Here is a 14,791-nt window from a genome sequence, read left to right as displayed (position 1 = left end):
CATAAATAATCACTAGTAGACATGGAGGATTTTCAAGTGAGCATAGAAGACACCATTAAATCTAAGGCCTATCAATTAACGGAACCATGGGAATTTAAAGAAACTATTTTAAAACACATTGTTAAGAAGAGGCAAGTCGTTGTTAAGCCGTCAAAGGTAAGTATTTGTCATGCTGATTTGCGTTATTATACTGGACAGCGTCGAAAAGAGGCGTTACAACGCAAATTACCTATGGCCCTTTTTCATGAAGGAATCGGTAAAGTCGTCACTTCAAAAAATGATAATGTTCAATCTGGACAGCGCGTTGTAATTGTGCCAAATATCCCAGGAAGATTAATAGATTCGGGTAAAGACATTACACAAGAACGCAAAGTTTCAGATAACTATTCTGAAAATAGCGTCTTCTTAGGTAGCGGACATGATGGAATCAGCCAAGAATATTTAGTATTACCTGGCGAAAATGCAATCCCCATTCCTGATGATATTTCTGATGATATTGCAGTATTAACAGAGTTGAATTCCGTTTCTTATCAAGCTCTTAAACATGTTAGCGAACAGTTAAATGATGGGAAAGTGGCTGTATTTGGTGATGGTCCAGTCGGTTACTTGACAGCAGCAATGTTATCACATGTGTATAAAATTGATCGGTCCAATCTCATCGTCTTTGGGGCCATAGAAGAAAAGTTAGCTCACTTTGATTTTGCAACAACATTTAATGTGAAATCATTTGATTTCAGCAGTCTCCGAGGAGTAACAACTGTTGTTGAGTGTACTGGCGGAAAATTTAGCGAAAGCGCAATCAATCAAGCTATTGATTTGATTGAACCACAAGGAAGACTCGTGTTAATGGGGGTATCAGAGGAACATGTCCCTATTAATACCCGCGATGTACTGGAAAAAGGCTTAAAAATCTCAGGAAGTTCACGAAGCACATCTGATGATTTCAAACAATTAATGTCATTTTTTCGTGATGCCGATTACCAAAAAACTCTGTCAAAATTATTACCCGATGAACGTGACACAATTGAAAGTGTACATGATTTAAAAGATGCAATGGATCGAACAGCTGAGCACAAGGGCTGGCAAAAAACAGTCTTAGACCTTAAATGGTAGACAAGAGCGTGTAAATAGAGGATTAAACTGGACAGAACGCTTAGGCATTCCACCATAAATTGCATAGGGATCCTTAAATGTCCTCATCTTTATGATGGGTGATGAACTTGAAATTGGCTGGCAATCTTGAATTATAAACAAAAAATAAGTACTATAAGGTTATCGATTTATAATATGGGGTTTTATTAATGCTTGCATTAAATCGGCAAAAGCAAATCGTAAAAATAGTTAAAAAAACACATGTCGCCACTGTCTCAGAACTGGCTTCTAAATTCGATGTTCATGAAGCGACAATAAGACGAGATTTATCAGCGTTGGAGCGGGGTGGCTTAGTGCATCGTACACATGGTGGTGTCGTACTTAACGAAGATGTCTCATCTGAACCCTCCTTTCATGAACGGGAAACCGCTCAATATCAAGAGAAACAGCGTATTGGTGCCGCTGCTTCTGAAATGGTGGAAAATGGTGACAATATCATACTTGATTCAGGTACGACAACATTACATGTTGCAGAGTCAATCATAGATAAGGAGAACCTTACTGTCATTACGAACGATATCAACATTGCAGCAAAATTAAAGTCTGCGAATTCTATAAAAGTTATTGTAACGGGTGGACAGTTATTTCCGGACAGTTTTATGTTAAATGGAATGATAACGGATGAAGTGTTAAGCACACTCCATGTTCATAAAGCATTTATTGCCACCCCTGCCTTACACCATGGAAAAGGTCTTACACATTTCGATGAACAATTAGTTCCCGCAAAGCGTGGTATGATACGGGCAGCAAAGGAAATTATTGTGGTAGCCGATCATACTAAAATCGGGGGCATTTCATTGCACAAAATAGCGGAGCCTAAACAGATTAATGATTTAATTACAGGTCAGGAAATAGAAGAGTCATACCTGAATAAGTGGCAGGATACAGATACAGTTGTGCATCTTGCCTAGTACTAACCAAAGCAGCCATAAAATTCACTGGCTGCTTTTTTATCCAGTAACGAGTTCAGTAGGCTTATCGTTTGGCTCCAGTGCCAGTCTCAATAACAACTTCTTTCATATCATTCCAATTTTTCATAGTGTTTCATAGGCTTCCTTAACCAAAGGATACTGCGTTTCCACGTAACGTAGCTGCTGCGCTTTTCCTGCAATAAGGAGAGAATGGGTTGTTTGTTGTTCGCTACCAGATTCAATACCTCTTAAAAAAAGATTATTTGTTATGCCCGTTGCGACTAACATACAGTGGTCGGATTTTACCAAGTCTTCATGATTTAGTGCCTTTTCGGGAATTGTTATTCCCATACCTTTGCAGCGTTCTATTTCCTCGTCATTTCTGGGTTTTAGCTTTGCCTGCATTTCGCCACCAAGGCTTTTGACACCGATGGCTCCTAACACACCTTCAGGCGCTCCCCCAATACCAAGAAACAGATCCATATCGACACGTTTAATACACGTTGAAATGGCGTAAATAACATCGCCATCCTTAAATAAATGGACCTTGGCACCTGATTGCCTAATTTTATCTATCGTTTCTTGATGACGAGGTCTGTCTTGAATGAGAACATTTAATTCATCAACCGTTTTGCCTTTTGCTTCGGCAACAGCCTGAAGGTTTTCGATTATTGGGGCTTCAATATTTATCTTACCTTTGGCATCAGCCCCCACAGCTATTTTCTCCATGTACATATCAGGGGCATGAAGTAAGTTTCCTTTAGGTGCAGCTGCAATGACTGTCATCGCATTATCCTGTCCATTGGCCGTAGGGGTTGTTCCTTCGATTGGATCGACCGCAATATCCAATTCAGGATCTGCCCCTGAACCAAGCACCTCTCCAATGTGAAGCATGGGGGCATCATCAATTTCCCCCTCCCCAATGACAATCTTTCCCTTCATATTGATACGGTTTAGATGTTCGCGCATTGTTTTGGTAGCGATCTCATCCGCAGCAAATTTATCCCCTCTGCCAACCCATTGCTTTGCTGCTAGCGCAGAAGATTCTGTCACCTTTAAAAAGTCGAATAATAATGGTTCCATTTGATACTCAGCCCCTTTGATTTAACGAATGAATGATTGACACTAAAAGCATTTACTCATTGCCGACAAATTCTTTTTCTTTATTATTAATTTTATCGACTTTACGTTTGGAACCTTCTGCCCATTCAACATTTAAGTACGCCTCAACCACTTTTTTCCCGACTTTTGCACCTATAATTTGAGCTCCCATTGTTATTATTTGAGCGTTATTGCTTAATTGTGCTCTTTCTGCTGCATACGGATCATGTGCAAGTGCAGCACGAATACCAGGATATTTATTAGCAGCAATAGAAACGCCAATACCAGTACCGCATATCAGTATTCCTCTATCTAATTCACCTTCACTAATCGCCTGAGAGACATCAAAAGCAACATCAGGATAGTCAACCGCGTCACAAGAATAACAGCCATAGTCCACAAGTTCATGATCGGTAATTTCTTCTACAAACTGCCTGATCTCCTCTTTAAATTCAAAACCGTTATGGTCACTGCCAATACCTATTTTCATGAGTGATTCCTCCTTCACATTATTTTCGTATATTTTCATTTTATAATATTTATTGTTATATTTCAATTTATTGTTTTCATTTAATATTAAATTGCTTCATTTATTATTTCTTCAGTTAAAAAGGAACCAGAAGTAGTGAGTTATCTGATTCCTTTGTTCGTTATGAAAGGTTTTGAATTTTGGCACGGTGTCAGCTAACTTGGGCTGAGTTGCTCTTAGCATAGTTTAAAAAAGTTACTAAAATAAGATATGCTGACGTGGCTCCCGGATCTTGAAAACCAACTGATCGCTCACCTAATCTGCTTGATCGACCCTTTTGGGAAACGAGCTCTTTCGTTGATTCCATCCCGTTCTTAGCAAAATTTAACGCATGGTCAAACGATGGAACGAATTCATGGGTTTCATCAAACTTTGGTTTTAGAGTTTCCGCGAATGGTTCAAAAGTGTCCATCATGGTCTTATCGCCTTTCTTTGCTTGACCACGTTCTTTAACACCTTGTGTAAATGCTAACCAATAGTTAACTAAATCCTGATCATTAAGAATGGTTTTCTTTTTAACCGTTTTTGCCCCTCTCATCAGCCCAGTTGCATATAACGGGCCTACAGATGAACCCACTGCATTTAAAAACGTTTTTCCAACTTTCATGCTGATCTTTCCACAATCATCCTCATCCTTAAGATCGTCATCTAAAATATCGTTTACAGCTTGCCATCCAATGGACATCGTAACACCATGATCACCATCACCTATTTTACGATCTAACTCACAAAGATAATCCTTTTGTTCCTCAATCATATCGATAACTACTTTGAAATAACCTTTTAAGTCTGTCGCTGTGAACTCCATGATTGTAACCTCCCTCTATTTTTGAACGAACATTGGGCAATCAACAGCGTGATCAACTGTTTTACTCAGCTCGTCGTCCAGTTTCATTAACGTAATGGAACAGCCTCCCATTTCTAATGACGTAATATAATTGCCCACATAAGAACGATAAATGTTTATACCCCGTTCTTTTAAAATCTGATCGACTCTACGGTAAATAATATATAAATCCATTTTAGGGGTAGAACCTAATCCATTTACAAGAACCGCTACATCATCTCCTTTTGAAATGTTAATATCATCTAAAATATCCCCTAGTAATCTATCTGCCACACGATCAGCTGTTTCAAGTTTTCCCTTTTCTATACCGGGTTCACCATGGTGACCAAGACCAATTTCCATCTCGTCTTCATTGATTTGAAAGCTTGGTTCGTTTGTTTGCGGAAGATAACAAGGTGTAAGCCCAACACCCATAGAGCGTGTATTTTCATTTGCCTTCTTTGCAATTCTCACAACGTCACCTAAATTGTAGCCAAAATCTGCGGCAGCCCCAGCCGCTTTATAAATAAAAAACTCACCTGCTATTCCACGACGTTTTTCTTTCTCCTGAACCGGCGCAGAAGCTACATCATCTGATGCTAATGCCGCTCCAACTTCAATATCTTCTTCCATATCCGCCATCTCTGCAGCCATTCCGAAGTTCATGACATCACCAGCGTAATTGCCATACAAGTAAACGACCCCGGCGCCTTTATCGATGGCTTTGGTAACTTCTAAGATTGGTTCTGGTGAGGGTGAAGCAAAAATGTTTCCGACAGCAACGCCATCTGCCATACCTTCGCCGACGTACCCCATAAAAGCAGGTTCGTGTCCTGATCCGCCGCCGATTAATATGCCAACTTTATCTTGTTTTGTCTCCCGCGCCGTAACCAAGGATCGTTTATTTTCTGGTAATTGTCTTATGTAATCCGGATGTGCAGTCGCATAACCTTCTACCATTTCTTCTACTACGTTGTTGGGATTATTTATTAGTTTCTTCATCTATAATACTCCTTTTCATTAATATATAGTTTTCTCCTTGGACAAAACAGAGAAATAGCCCTCAATTTTATGAGAGCTATTGGTTTTATTTTTAAACAACAGAATGCGCTCCTTCTCCAGTTGATTTATCTTTTTGACTTTCTTCTGGAAGTTTAAGAAATCCTGTCAGAATCGCAGCTATAAAGTAAAGACCACCCAGGATCCACATCATCCCTTGTGTATCAACTAAATCATAAAACAGTGTTACCAGTGCCGGTCCAACAAACACACAAAGGCCGGCTCCCAAATTTAATATAGACATCGCTGCGCCTTTATCACCATCACCAACCAAGGAAGGCGTAAGGGCGGAAATCGGTACAAATCCTGCTAAACACGCGCCCCAAAGAAAACCAATCGTTCCTACAACAAACACATTCCCCGTAAATACTTGAGGCAGGTAGAACAACATCAATGTAAACAGGCCACAGCCAAATGCTCCAAACCACTTGACTGTATTCTGCCAGCCTATTTTATCGCCAAGGTACCCAAAAATGAGGTTAAAAGCAATATTCGCAATAAATATTGTCCCCCAAATGTTAAGCCACACTGTTGTGCTTACACCTTGATCGGCCAAATAGATTGGAAGAAACAATGGAAACGCATATTGTGCGGCCTGGTTGACAACACGTACAAAACCCGCAATGCCAACCTTTGGCTCTCTTTTCACAATTGTAATGCCGTTTAAGAGCTCTTTGGATTTGGAAGAATTATCAGATTTTTTCTCCGGGAGTTCAAATTTATCTTTATTAACAACAAGTGCAAAAAATGCACCAACAAGCACCCATAAAATGGCTGTCCAAAGAGTTGGAATATGGCCAAACAAATTAATAGAGAAACTTGAATAGTATGCACCTAGAACACTTAATCCCCCAGTGAAGACAAACCAGAACCAGCCCACCGCTTTACCAAGCTGGTGCTGCGGGGTACGATAAGTTATCCAAACCAGGAAGGCATAGGCGAACAACGGATAGCCAAAACCTCTAATGGCGTATGTTGGAATCATTAAGCCATAGTTAAGTGTAGGAATGGCCAAACCAACAAAAAGTGAATGACCAACCAGATATAAAATCAGCCCCGACAACATCGTTTTTCTGGGCCCAATCGATTCAACCAAAACCCCGGATAGCCATGCTGAGATAGCAATTGTTACGCCATAACACGTTGTTAAAAAAGAGGCCTGTTGAACCGTTAATCCTTGATCTACCAGGTAAGGGCTTATCCAAGCAAGCTCTAAACCGTCTCCCATCATAAAAATGAGTACACCAAAGTAGCCCCATGCCAAATGGGAGGGAATACCAATTCGATCTAGAAATGACCCTGTCTGCGTTAAATCTCTCATCCTATCATTTTCTCCCCCTTCGTTTCGGTCAAGCTCTCCCCTTCATTATTAATTATGGTTCTAAAACGATTTTCAAAGATTTTTCACCTTTCTTCATCAGGTCAAAACCTTTCTCGAAATCCTCCATCTTTAATGTATGTGTGACAACATTTTCGGTTGGCAAATCACCATTGGAGATACCTTCGATTACCAGCGGATAGCAATAAGGTCCCAAATGTGAACCTAATAAGTCCAATTCTTTACGGTCGCTAATAATGCTCCAATCAACGGAAACTGGTTCTCCAAATACACTGAATTCAACGAAACGTCCCAGTTTTCTAATGGCATGCAGTCCTTGTTCGACTGACTTTGGATGTCCCGTAGCTTCAATGTAAGTGTCACAGCCATAACCCTCTGTCATGTCTTTAATTTCTTTGACGACATCCACTTCACTCGGGTTAAGAACAATATCTGCTCCGAATTGCTTTGCCAGCTCCAATCGATCTTCCTTCAAGTCCAGAACAACTACTTTTGAAGCCCCCGACTTTTTAATAGCTCCAAGCATTCCAAGGCCTAGGGTCCCAGCCCCAGATAGAACAACCACGTCACCAATTTGAACCTGGGCGCGCTGGACTGCATGTAAACTACATGCATAGGGTTCTATCAGAATAGCTTTTTCGATTGGCAAATCTTCAGGTACTTTATAATTAATGGCTTCCTTTGTAAACTTCATATATTCTGCCATGCCACCGTTTACATTATTTTGAAAACCATATAAGTCATGTTTTTCGCACATCCAATATTGACCTCTATTACAGAATCGGCAATCCCAGCATGGAACAATTTGCTCGGATATAACGCGGTTACCAATTTCAAAATCCGTAACAGCGTCTCCCTTTTGCACAATACGTGCAATAAATTCATGTCCCGGTATCATTGGCGCCTTGATATAGGCAGGCTGTTGTTCATCCCCCCAGAAACTTGGTGCACCATCATATGCTTTGATATCCCCGGCACAAATGCCACACGCCTCTACTTTTACAAGTATTTCTTTATCATTTTCCAGTTTCGGCGTCTTCACTTCCTCGTATCTGTAGTCTTGCGGGCCATATGCGACAACGGCTTTCATCGTTTCTGGAATAACTTCTGAGTATTCACGTTGTTTACCAAGTGTTTCGGTCATTTAAAGTTCTCCTCCTTAATTTTTTTGGAAGACAATGAAGAAACCCAAAACAAACGAATTATTTGAAATCGGTTACATTCATTTATTTTTATATTATCACTTTTTTTCGTTTTGTCAATAATATTTTTGAGTATTTTCAATTACATAAACGTTATTGATTAAATAATAATAAACAAGAATCACCCATCTATATATTGATAAATCTTTAAAAATGAAATACCATAAAGTTAATACAAAAATAAGGATGTAAAGATTATGAAAATGTTTGTAAGTGAAAGAAGAAATAAAATTATGGAACACCTATACGAAAAGAAACGCTTAACAGTGAAAGGATTAGCGTTGGAAATTGGGGTATCAGAAGCAACCCTCAGAACAGATTTAAATAAAATGGAAGAAGAAGGTATGTTGATTCGAACTCATGGTGGTGCCATTCTTAACGATGGGACTGAAAGCGATACCAGTTTTTCTGCCAGAGAAAAGAAAAATAAACAAGAAAAAATACAAATAGCTAAAGAAGGCTTCAAATTTATTGAAGAAAAGCAATGCATTTTATTAGATGCTAGCTCTACAGCCTTAGAGTTAGCACGATACCTTAAAAACCAGGCGATTCGATTAACAGTTGTAACTAGTGGCCTGAATACAGCCCTTGAACTAAAAGAAAACCCGGACCTCACTGTCATCTTAATCGGTGGGGTGGTGACAAATCGATCATCATCTATTGAAGGAACATTGGGGTTAAACATATTAGATTATGTGAATGTAGATATCATGTTCACATCCGGAAATGGATTCTCAGTGGAAAATGGATTAACCGATTTTAATCTTTATGAAGTATCCTTAAAAAAACAATTAGTTAAAAAGGCAGGTAAAATAATAGCTATGGTCGATGCTTCTAAAATTGATAAATCATCCAGTGCTGTATTTGCTGCTCCGGAAGAAATTAGTACATTGATCACTGATAAATCTGTGAGCCAAGAATTTTCGGAAGGATTAAAACAAAAGAACATCGAATTGATCGCTTCTAAACTACCGAGTGAAGCTTCACTATAAAGCTAAAGGATAAATAGTAAAAGAAAAGGGGATCGGGATGGAATTCAAAGGGTTCGATAAAAATTTTAACATTACTGGAAAAACAGCGATTATAACGGGGGGAGCAAATGGCATTGGCAGGGCAATTGCAAGCCTTTATCTAGAAAAAGGTGCCAACGTTGCAATTTTTGATTTAAAAAATAATGTAGAAGAAGTTGCACAGGAGCTGAACCCAAAGAACGCAATAGGAGTTAAGTGCGATATAACAGATGGCGAAAACATAAATGAAAGTTTAAAGAAAGTTAAAGATCGTTACGGTAAGATTGATATTTTGGTCAATTGTGCAGGTGTAGCATTGTTAGATGATGCGGAAAACCTTTCTCACGAATTCTGGCAAAAAACAATTGACTTAAACTTGACAGCTTCATTTAAAATGTGCCAGAAAGTAGGAAATATTATGATTGAACAAGGGGAAGGCGGGAAAATCATCAATATGGCTTCCCAAGCAGCATTGATCGCCTTGGAGAATCATATTGCTTATTCGGCAAGTAAATCCGGAATACTTGGTATCACAAAAAATCTTGCTTTTGAATGGGCACAATTCAATATAAATGTTAACGCTATCTCCCCAACTGTAATTCTAACCGAATTAGGCAAGAAAGCGTGGGCAGGAGAAAAAGGCGAAAAAGCGAAAAAAGAAATTCCGTTAGGCCGATTTGGTTATCCAGAAGAAGTTGCAGCTATTGCTTTATTCTTAGCTAGTGATGCTACAAATTTAATCACCGGCGAAAATATCGTTATAGATGGTGGGAATACAATTAAGTAAAATAACCAGGTTGTTCGAAGTGTACAACTTAAAATGTGAGTTTTGCTTATACTACTGTTATATTGATAGTTTTGCTATAATAACATTGAGTTGTATAAGCAGGATGGGGCGGTGGAACCTTTGCTGATCGTCACTTGACTTGAACATGTCAAAACGGGAGGGGAGGTGATGCCGACAATGATTTCGTTGTATCAAGGCATGATGCTTATGATGGCTTCGGGCCATTACTCGTTGCCATCATAGCGCTAATTGTTCTGATATTAAAAAAGTAATCCCCACCTGCAAATTTGGACCCGGTTGGGGATTACTCCTACCGTTGCACCGCAACATCATGCGGTGCAACTTATCAGAACTCCGACAAGCCACTCACTGTCGGGGTTCTTTTAGTATTATGCTTTCTACCTTAATCATATGCCAGGAATGACAGTATTGCAAGGTACTTACAGTAAAAATGCTTCAAAGTCCTTGACTATTTCCTTCTCATACCGTCTCTTCTTCTGAACCATCCAAAATTCTCTTGTCAAATCAAAATCTTCAACGGGAATTTCACGCAGTGTCTTGTATTGTAATTCTTTCTGAACGGTCAGTTTTGGAAGGATACTTGTACCGAGGCCTGCCTCCACGGCACTTTTGATAGCTTGCATACTGCCAAGTTCCATGACATTTTCTATTTTTTCCAGAACATGATGTTCTTGTAAAGATTCTTCTACAATTTGCCGTGTACCGGAGTCCTTTTCTCTCCAAATCATCTTTTCCTCCGGGATTTCATTTAACTGAATTTCTTTCCGATTACCCCATCGATGATTGTAGGCAGTAACCAGGATTAATTCATCATCTGCAAACTTCTGCGTCTTGTATGTATCCCCAGAAACAACGCCTTCTACTAAAGCAATGTCAATATCGTCCTTTTCCAATTTTTCGAGCATCAATGGTGTGTTACCGATCAACAGATTAAACTGAACCGAGGGCCAATGCTTTTTAAACCGACCAATCAGAGCAGGCAGCAAGTAATCCCCAATGGTCAGACTTGCACCGACATACAAGGTCATCTCCCTTTTCCCAAGGTGCTCTTGAACCCTTTCATGAGCCTCTCTGTGAATGGCTGTAAGTTCCTTCGCGTATGGATAAAGCAATGCGCCGGCCTCTGTTAACTGCAACGTTCCTTCCTCCCTGTCAAATAGATTGGTCCCGTAGCTGTCCTCTAGCTGGCGTATTTGCCTTGTGACTGCCGGCTGCGACACATAGCTAAGCCTGGCAGCTTTGGTAATGCTCCCTTCCTCAACCACACGGCAAAACATCAAAAAGCTTTCAATAGTCAACCCATACCACCTCTTTATTAAACATGCGTTTTTTCTTTTGATCTTCTTCCATCCAACTATCATTTTACCATAACAAAACAGGGGCCATTCAGTTTCCTTATGGGGGATAAAATATACTGATTTTATGTCATCCATATATCATGAGAAAATGAGGAAAGCAATAGTCAAAAAGGAGACAATTGAATGGATATATGGACGGGATTACTGCTTTTTGTAATTGGAATTATCTCGGGAGGATACGGAACCATTGTCGGGGCCGGCGGAGGTTTCATTTTTGTCCCGGCATTACTTATCTTGTTGAATATGAATCCAATAATAGCCGCTGGATCGGGGCTGGTTATCGTCTTAATTAATTCTCTTACCGGTGTCATTGGGTATGCCAGACAGAAACAAATAGATTATAAAGTCGCCCTTACCATCGGATTCAGTGCGTTACCGGGAGCAATGCTCGGCGTATGGCTTTTGCGCGTATACTCGTCGCAATACTTTTACGTTATCTTTGCAACCATTCTAATCGGGCTTGGTCTTTTTCTGTTCAGCAAGAATTTCCCCTTTGGTGAGAAGAAAGCAACATCAAATAATATAGAGAATAGACCAGCATTCTTAAATAATAAGTGGTTCATCCCGCTCGGCCTGCTAATGGGAGTTCTGTCCAGCTATTTGGGGATCGGCGGCGGGTGGCTTCTGGTTCCAATTCTTGTGTACCTGTTTAAAGTGCCCACACACCAAGCAGCCGCAACATCGATTCTGTCACTTTGCCTTTATTCGACAGTAGGCGTTATCGCGCAAGTGTATTACGGCAATATTGACTGGATGGCTGTTGCTTTCGGAGGCGCTGGAATCATTGTTGGTGCCAATATTGGTGTTATTATCTCACGGCAACTCTCAGGCAGAATGGTGATGCAAATGCTATCCGTGCTGTTGGTTATTATAGGATTCAGAATGTACTTTCAGTAGGACGCTTACCTCAGTAATGGAGCAATAAGGTTCTCGAAGAAATAATTCATCTTTCTTCGAGGCTTCCCTCAACTCTTTTAACACATACATCAACCATTCCCCATCTAAAAAAGGTTGGCTATTCAAACGAACAGCCAACCTCTAAAAGAATGTTATTCAATCGCTTTTTTCACTTTCTCCGCCACATCATCAGGAACCCATTCCGTCCAGATATCGGTATGTTTTTTCATCCACCATGTGGCGGCTTCCTTCGCCTTTGCATCATTGTTATACATATAGACAAGCGCCTCGTTGGTCAATTTACTACTTGTCTCGTAATTTTCAAGGAATTTGACAACATCGGGCGCGGTTTCTGTTAACTTCGCGTTAACGGCAATCGGAATATCTTGGTCTGGAAACGCCGTACCATAATTTTTATTCCAAACCTCAGGATCATACTCCGGCTCCTCGAGCAACGTCATATCGTATTTTCCTAACACCCAACTTGGAGAATAGGCATAACCGACCCAGGGTTCACCCGCTTCATACGCCTTTGTCAATGATGTATTCAATCCAGTACCAGAACCGGGATCCACATATTCGAAGGTATCGGAAAGATTATAAGTCTCCATTTTTTGTTGAAATGGCTTAGCAGCTCCCCACATAGATGGCGCACCTACAATTTGTCCTTTATCTTTATTAGAAGAGTCATTGAACAGATCCTTATATTTCGGTAAATCTTTGATGGATTTCAAATCTGGTGCCATAGGCTCAATACCACGTTCCTTATCGCCTTCAATAACATAAGTAGGGACGAAATAACCACGTTTGGTATCCCCAAAATTAATACCAACTTGTTCAACCTTTCCATCTTCGAGTGCCTTCTTGTAGGCATCTCCCATCTTATCTCCCCAAATTTCCATCGTCACATCGATATCACCATTTTGCAGTCCCTGTAAGCCAATGGACATCGATGAGGTCGTCACTTCCGTTTGATAATCATATCCTTCTTCCAAGACCGTAGCCGCTACCTGATTATGGAAGCGAATACTGTTCCAGCCCAAATCGGAGAACACAATTGTTTCTTTCGTCTCTTGGTTGCCACTATTTTCACTGGTAGCACCTGTTGATGAACTGCAGGCTGATAATAAAACCACCAAAACTGACACGAGCAAAATAGGTTTAAGCGTTTTAATCCATTTAATCATTAAAAGACATCATCCTTTACATAGTAATCGTTTTATTCTAAGTATCAGTTGAAGAATATTTTCTCGACAATAAATTGTATCTTTTTTTGAAGATGGCTTGTCGGCAAAGAACAGATTTAGCCCATATGTCATCATGCATCGGGGATAAGAGTAACAAACACCACTAATCCCATGTTTTATTCATATCAACCTACGTTGCATTTTTTTCAACGCGACACTTTCATCTGCCAAAGCATCTGGATCTATAGCTTTTTGCTGTTGAATCATGCGTCTGACGGGCAAGGCATTTTTCGATTGATTAGAAATGAACGCGGCTTGGACGATATTCTGATCATTCAGGTAAAAATTTGTAAATGTATTCGATTCGATCGATCCTCGCAAAACGGTTTTGGACCATCGCTTGGCATGACCGAAATATTGGAACCGGCTGCCGTGTTGTTCCGACCAAAAGTACGGTGTATACGTATAGGGTACTGATTGCGGTTGTATCATGTTTTGAGCGACTGTCTTGGCATGGTTGACGGCATGATCCCAATGTTCAACATGAATGGGTGACCCGTGGTATGGCCATGACGTACAATCCCCCGCAGCATAAATGTCAGGAACTGATGTCTCACCGTATTCATTCACAGCATACCCGCCTTCTACCTCTAATTGCGGATGCGACACCTCCGTGTTAGGACTCACCCCAACGCCTATTATGACCGCTTGGCATGGAATCCGCCGTCCCTCGGCTGTCACCGCTTCTTCAACGGTTGTCTCCCCGTTAAACTGAGTGACAGAGTCCTCTGTAATCACGTCGACACCGTTGCGTCGATGCAAATCCAGAAAATATTCCGATACTTCCCGGCCAACGATATTTTCCATCGGATAGGAGGCCATTTCCACAATCGTAACTTTGATTCCCAACTGACTAAGGGAAGAGGCAAGCTCGGCACCGATAAAGCCGGCTCCAATAATAACAGCGTCTTTCACATGTTCTATATGTTGTTTCATTGCTATGGCATCAGCCATCCGTCGTAAGTAAAAAATGCCTTGAAGGTCATCACCCGCGATTGACAATGTGCGTAATGTTGATCCTGTTGCGAGCATGAGTTTCTCCCATTCATAAGAAGAACCATCCTTAGTATCGATGGTTTTGCGAACGGAATCGATGTCTGTCACTTCAACTCCAAGCTTCAAGTCTATATCCAGTTTTTCATAGATGGCAGGGTCTCGTAATAAAACACTTGACTCATCCACCTCACCAGTTATCCATTCCTTAGATAAAGGGGGGCGGTCATAAGGCATCTGCCGGTCACGGTCCATCAGCACAATCCGCCCTTGATAACCACCCTTTCGCAGGCTCTCAGCGGCATGCACGCCTGAAATTCCCGCTCCGGTAATAACTGTTGTATTTTTATCAGACAACT

At 40.6% G+C, this 14,791-nt stretch carries 14 protein-coding genes; 5 read left to right on the top strand and 9 right to left on the bottom strand.

Annotated elements, in window-relative coordinates; genetic code table 11:
• The first annotated feature begins 36 nt into the window (after positions 1 to 36).
• Both ON01_RS14745 and ON01_RS14740 read left to right on the top strand, forming a co-directional pair.
• Positions 37 to 1,113, top strand: a complete 1,077-nt coding sequence (locus ON01_RS14745) for an alcohol dehydrogenase catalytic domain-containing protein (protein WP_010531844.1) — start codon at positions 37 to 39, stop codon at positions 1,111 to 1,113.
• Between the two features lie 188 nt (positions 1,114 to 1,301).
• On the top strand, positions 1,302 to 2,063 hold the full coding sequence (locus ON01_RS14740) for a DeoR/GlpR family DNA-binding transcription regulator (RefSeq protein WP_010531843.1): 762 nt from the start codon (positions 1,302 to 1,304) through the stop codon (positions 2,061 to 2,063).
• A gap of 123 nt (positions 2,064 to 2,186) precedes the next feature.
• Here ON01_RS14740 and glpX read toward each other — a convergent pair whose 3' ends face one another.
• The 6 genes from glpX to ON01_RS14710 form a co-directional block, all read right to left on the bottom strand.
• The gene (gene glpX / locus ON01_RS14735) at positions 2,187 to 3,146 is read right to left on the bottom strand and encodes a class II fructose-bisphosphatase (protein ID WP_010531842.1); all 960 of its coding nucleotides are present in this window, start codon (positions 3,144 to 3,146) and stop codon (positions 2,187 to 2,189) included.
• A 52-nt stretch (positions 3,147 to 3,198) separates the two neighbouring features.
• Positions 3,199 to 3,654 carry a ribose 5-phosphate isomerase B gene (gene rpiB / locus ON01_RS14730; protein ID WP_010531841.1) on the bottom strand — a complete coding sequence of 152 codons (456 nt, stop codon included), beginning with the start codon at positions 3,652 to 3,654 and terminating at the stop codon, positions 3,199 to 3,201.
• Positions 3,655 to 3,844: 190 nt separating this feature from the next.
• Positions 3,845 to 4,501 (bottom strand): dihydroxyacetone kinase subunit DhaL, encoded by a 657-nt coding sequence (gene dhaL / locus ON01_RS14725; RefSeq protein ID WP_010531840.1) that lies wholly within the window; start codon positions 4,499 to 4,501, stop codon positions 3,845 to 3,847.
• 15 nt (positions 4,502 to 4,516) lie between these two features.
• Complete coding sequence (locus ON01_RS14720; RefSeq protein ID WP_010531839.1) at positions 4,517 to 5,521, bottom strand: dihydroxyacetone kinase subunit DhaK; 1,005 nt, start codon at positions 5,519 to 5,521, stop codon at positions 4,517 to 4,519.
• 91 nt (positions 5,522 to 5,612) lie between these two features.
• A complete protein-coding gene (locus ON01_RS14715; protein WP_010531838.1) occupies positions 5,613 to 6,899 on the bottom strand; it encodes an MFS transporter in 1,287 nt (428 codons plus the stop codon).
• A gap of 52 nt (positions 6,900 to 6,951) precedes the next feature.
• A complete protein-coding gene (locus ON01_RS14710) occupies positions 6,952 to 8,061 on the bottom strand; it encodes an erythritol/L-threitol dehydrogenase (protein ID WP_010531837.1) in 1,110 nt (369 codons plus the stop codon).
• 255 nt (positions 8,062 to 8,316) lie between these two features.
• Here ON01_RS14710 and ON01_RS14705 point away from each other — a divergent pair, with 255 nt between their 5' ends.
• Together ON01_RS14705 and ON01_RS14700 are read left to right on the top strand one after the other, a co-directional pair.
• Complete coding sequence (locus ON01_RS14705) at positions 8,317 to 9,111, top strand: DeoR/GlpR family DNA-binding transcription regulator (protein ID WP_010531836.1); 795 nt, start codon at positions 8,317 to 8,319, stop codon at positions 9,109 to 9,111.
• A 37-nt stretch (positions 9,112 to 9,148) separates the two neighbouring features.
• The gene (locus tag ON01_RS14700; protein WP_010531835.1) at positions 9,149 to 9,916 is read left to right on the top strand and encodes an SDR family oxidoreductase; all 768 of its coding nucleotides are present in this window, start codon (positions 9,149 to 9,151) and stop codon (positions 9,914 to 9,916) included.
• A 440-nt stretch (positions 9,917 to 10,356) separates the two neighbouring features.
• On the opposite strand, the gene ON01_RS14695 is transcribed toward ON01_RS14700, so the two are convergent.
• Positions 10,357 to 11,235: a LysR family transcriptional regulator gene (locus tag ON01_RS14695; protein ID WP_010531834.1), complete on the bottom strand. Its 879-nt coding sequence runs from the start codon at positions 11,233 to 11,235 to the stop codon at positions 10,357 to 10,359.
• Between the two features lie 183 nt (positions 11,236 to 11,418).
• Between ON01_RS14695 and ON01_RS14690 the strand changes: the two genes are divergently transcribed.
• Positions 11,419 to 12,192, top strand: a complete 774-nt coding sequence (locus ON01_RS14690; RefSeq protein WP_010531833.1) for a sulfite exporter TauE/SafE family protein — start codon at positions 11,419 to 11,421, stop codon at positions 12,190 to 12,192.
• A 152-nt stretch (positions 12,193 to 12,344) separates the two neighbouring features.
• Here ON01_RS14690 and ON01_RS14685 read toward each other — a convergent pair whose 3' ends face one another.
• Both ON01_RS14685 and ON01_RS14680 read right to left on the bottom strand, forming a co-directional pair.
• Positions 12,345 to 13,379: an ABC transporter substrate-binding protein gene (locus ON01_RS14685; RefSeq protein WP_010531832.1), complete on the bottom strand. Its 1,035-nt coding sequence runs from the start codon at positions 13,377 to 13,379 to the stop codon at positions 12,345 to 12,347.
• A 180-nt stretch (positions 13,380 to 13,559) separates the two neighbouring features.
• The gene (locus ON01_RS14680) at positions 13,560 to 14,789 is read right to left on the bottom strand and encodes an NAD(P)/FAD-dependent oxidoreductase (RefSeq protein WP_010531831.1); all 1,230 of its coding nucleotides are present in this window, start codon (positions 14,787 to 14,789) and stop codon (positions 13,560 to 13,562) included.
• Positions 14,790 to 14,791: the final 2 nt, after the last annotated feature.

Origin of the sequence: Lentibacillus jeotgali (assembly GCF_000224785.1) — a bacterium.
Classification (GTDB): Bacteria; Bacillota; Bacilli; order Bacillales; family Amphibacillaceae; genus Lentibacillus; species Lentibacillus jeotgali.
The sequence above is the reverse complement of the archived record's forward strand: the minus strand, read 5'-3'. Positions and strand labels throughout refer to the sequence as shown.

Coding starts and splice junctions, on each gene's coding strand:
- ON01_RS14740 (WP_010531843.1), top strand. CDS start 1,302: ATGCTTGCATTAAATCGGCAAAAGCAAATCGTAAAAATAGTTAAAAAA.
- glpX (WP_010531842.1), bottom strand. CDS start 3,146: ATGGAACCATTATTATTCGACTTTTTAAAGGTGACAGAATCTTCTGCG.
- rpiB (WP_010531841.1), bottom strand. CDS start 3,654: ATGAAAATAGGTATTGGCAGTGACCATAACGGTTTTGAATTTAAAGAG.
- dhaL (WP_010531840.1), bottom strand. CDS start 4,501: ATGGAGTTCACAGCGACAGACTTAAAAGGTTATTTCAAAGTAGTTATC.
- ON01_RS14720 (WP_010531839.1), bottom strand. CDS start 5,521: ATGAAGAAACTAATAAATAATCCCAACAACGTAGTAGAAGAAATGGTA.
- ON01_RS14715 (WP_010531838.1), bottom strand. CDS start 6,899: ATGAGAGATTTAACGCAGACAGGGTCATTTCTAGATCGAATTGGTATT.
- ON01_RS14710 (WP_010531837.1), bottom strand. CDS start 8,061: ATGACCGAAACACTTGGTAAACAACGTGAATACTCAGAAGTTATTCCA.
- ON01_RS14705 (WP_010531836.1), top strand. CDS start 8,317: ATGAAAATGTTTGTAAGTGAAAGAAGAAATAAAATTATGGAACACCTA.
- ON01_RS14700 (WP_010531835.1), top strand. CDS start 9,149: ATGGAATTCAAAGGGTTCGATAAAAATTTTAACATTACTGGAAAAACA.
- ON01_RS14690 (WP_010531833.1), top strand. CDS start 11,419: ATGGATATATGGACGGGATTACTGCTTTTTGTAATTGGAATTATCTCG.
- ON01_RS14685 (WP_010531832.1), bottom strand. CDS start 13,379: ATGATTAAATGGATTAAAACGCTTAAACCTATTTTGCTCGTGTCAGTT.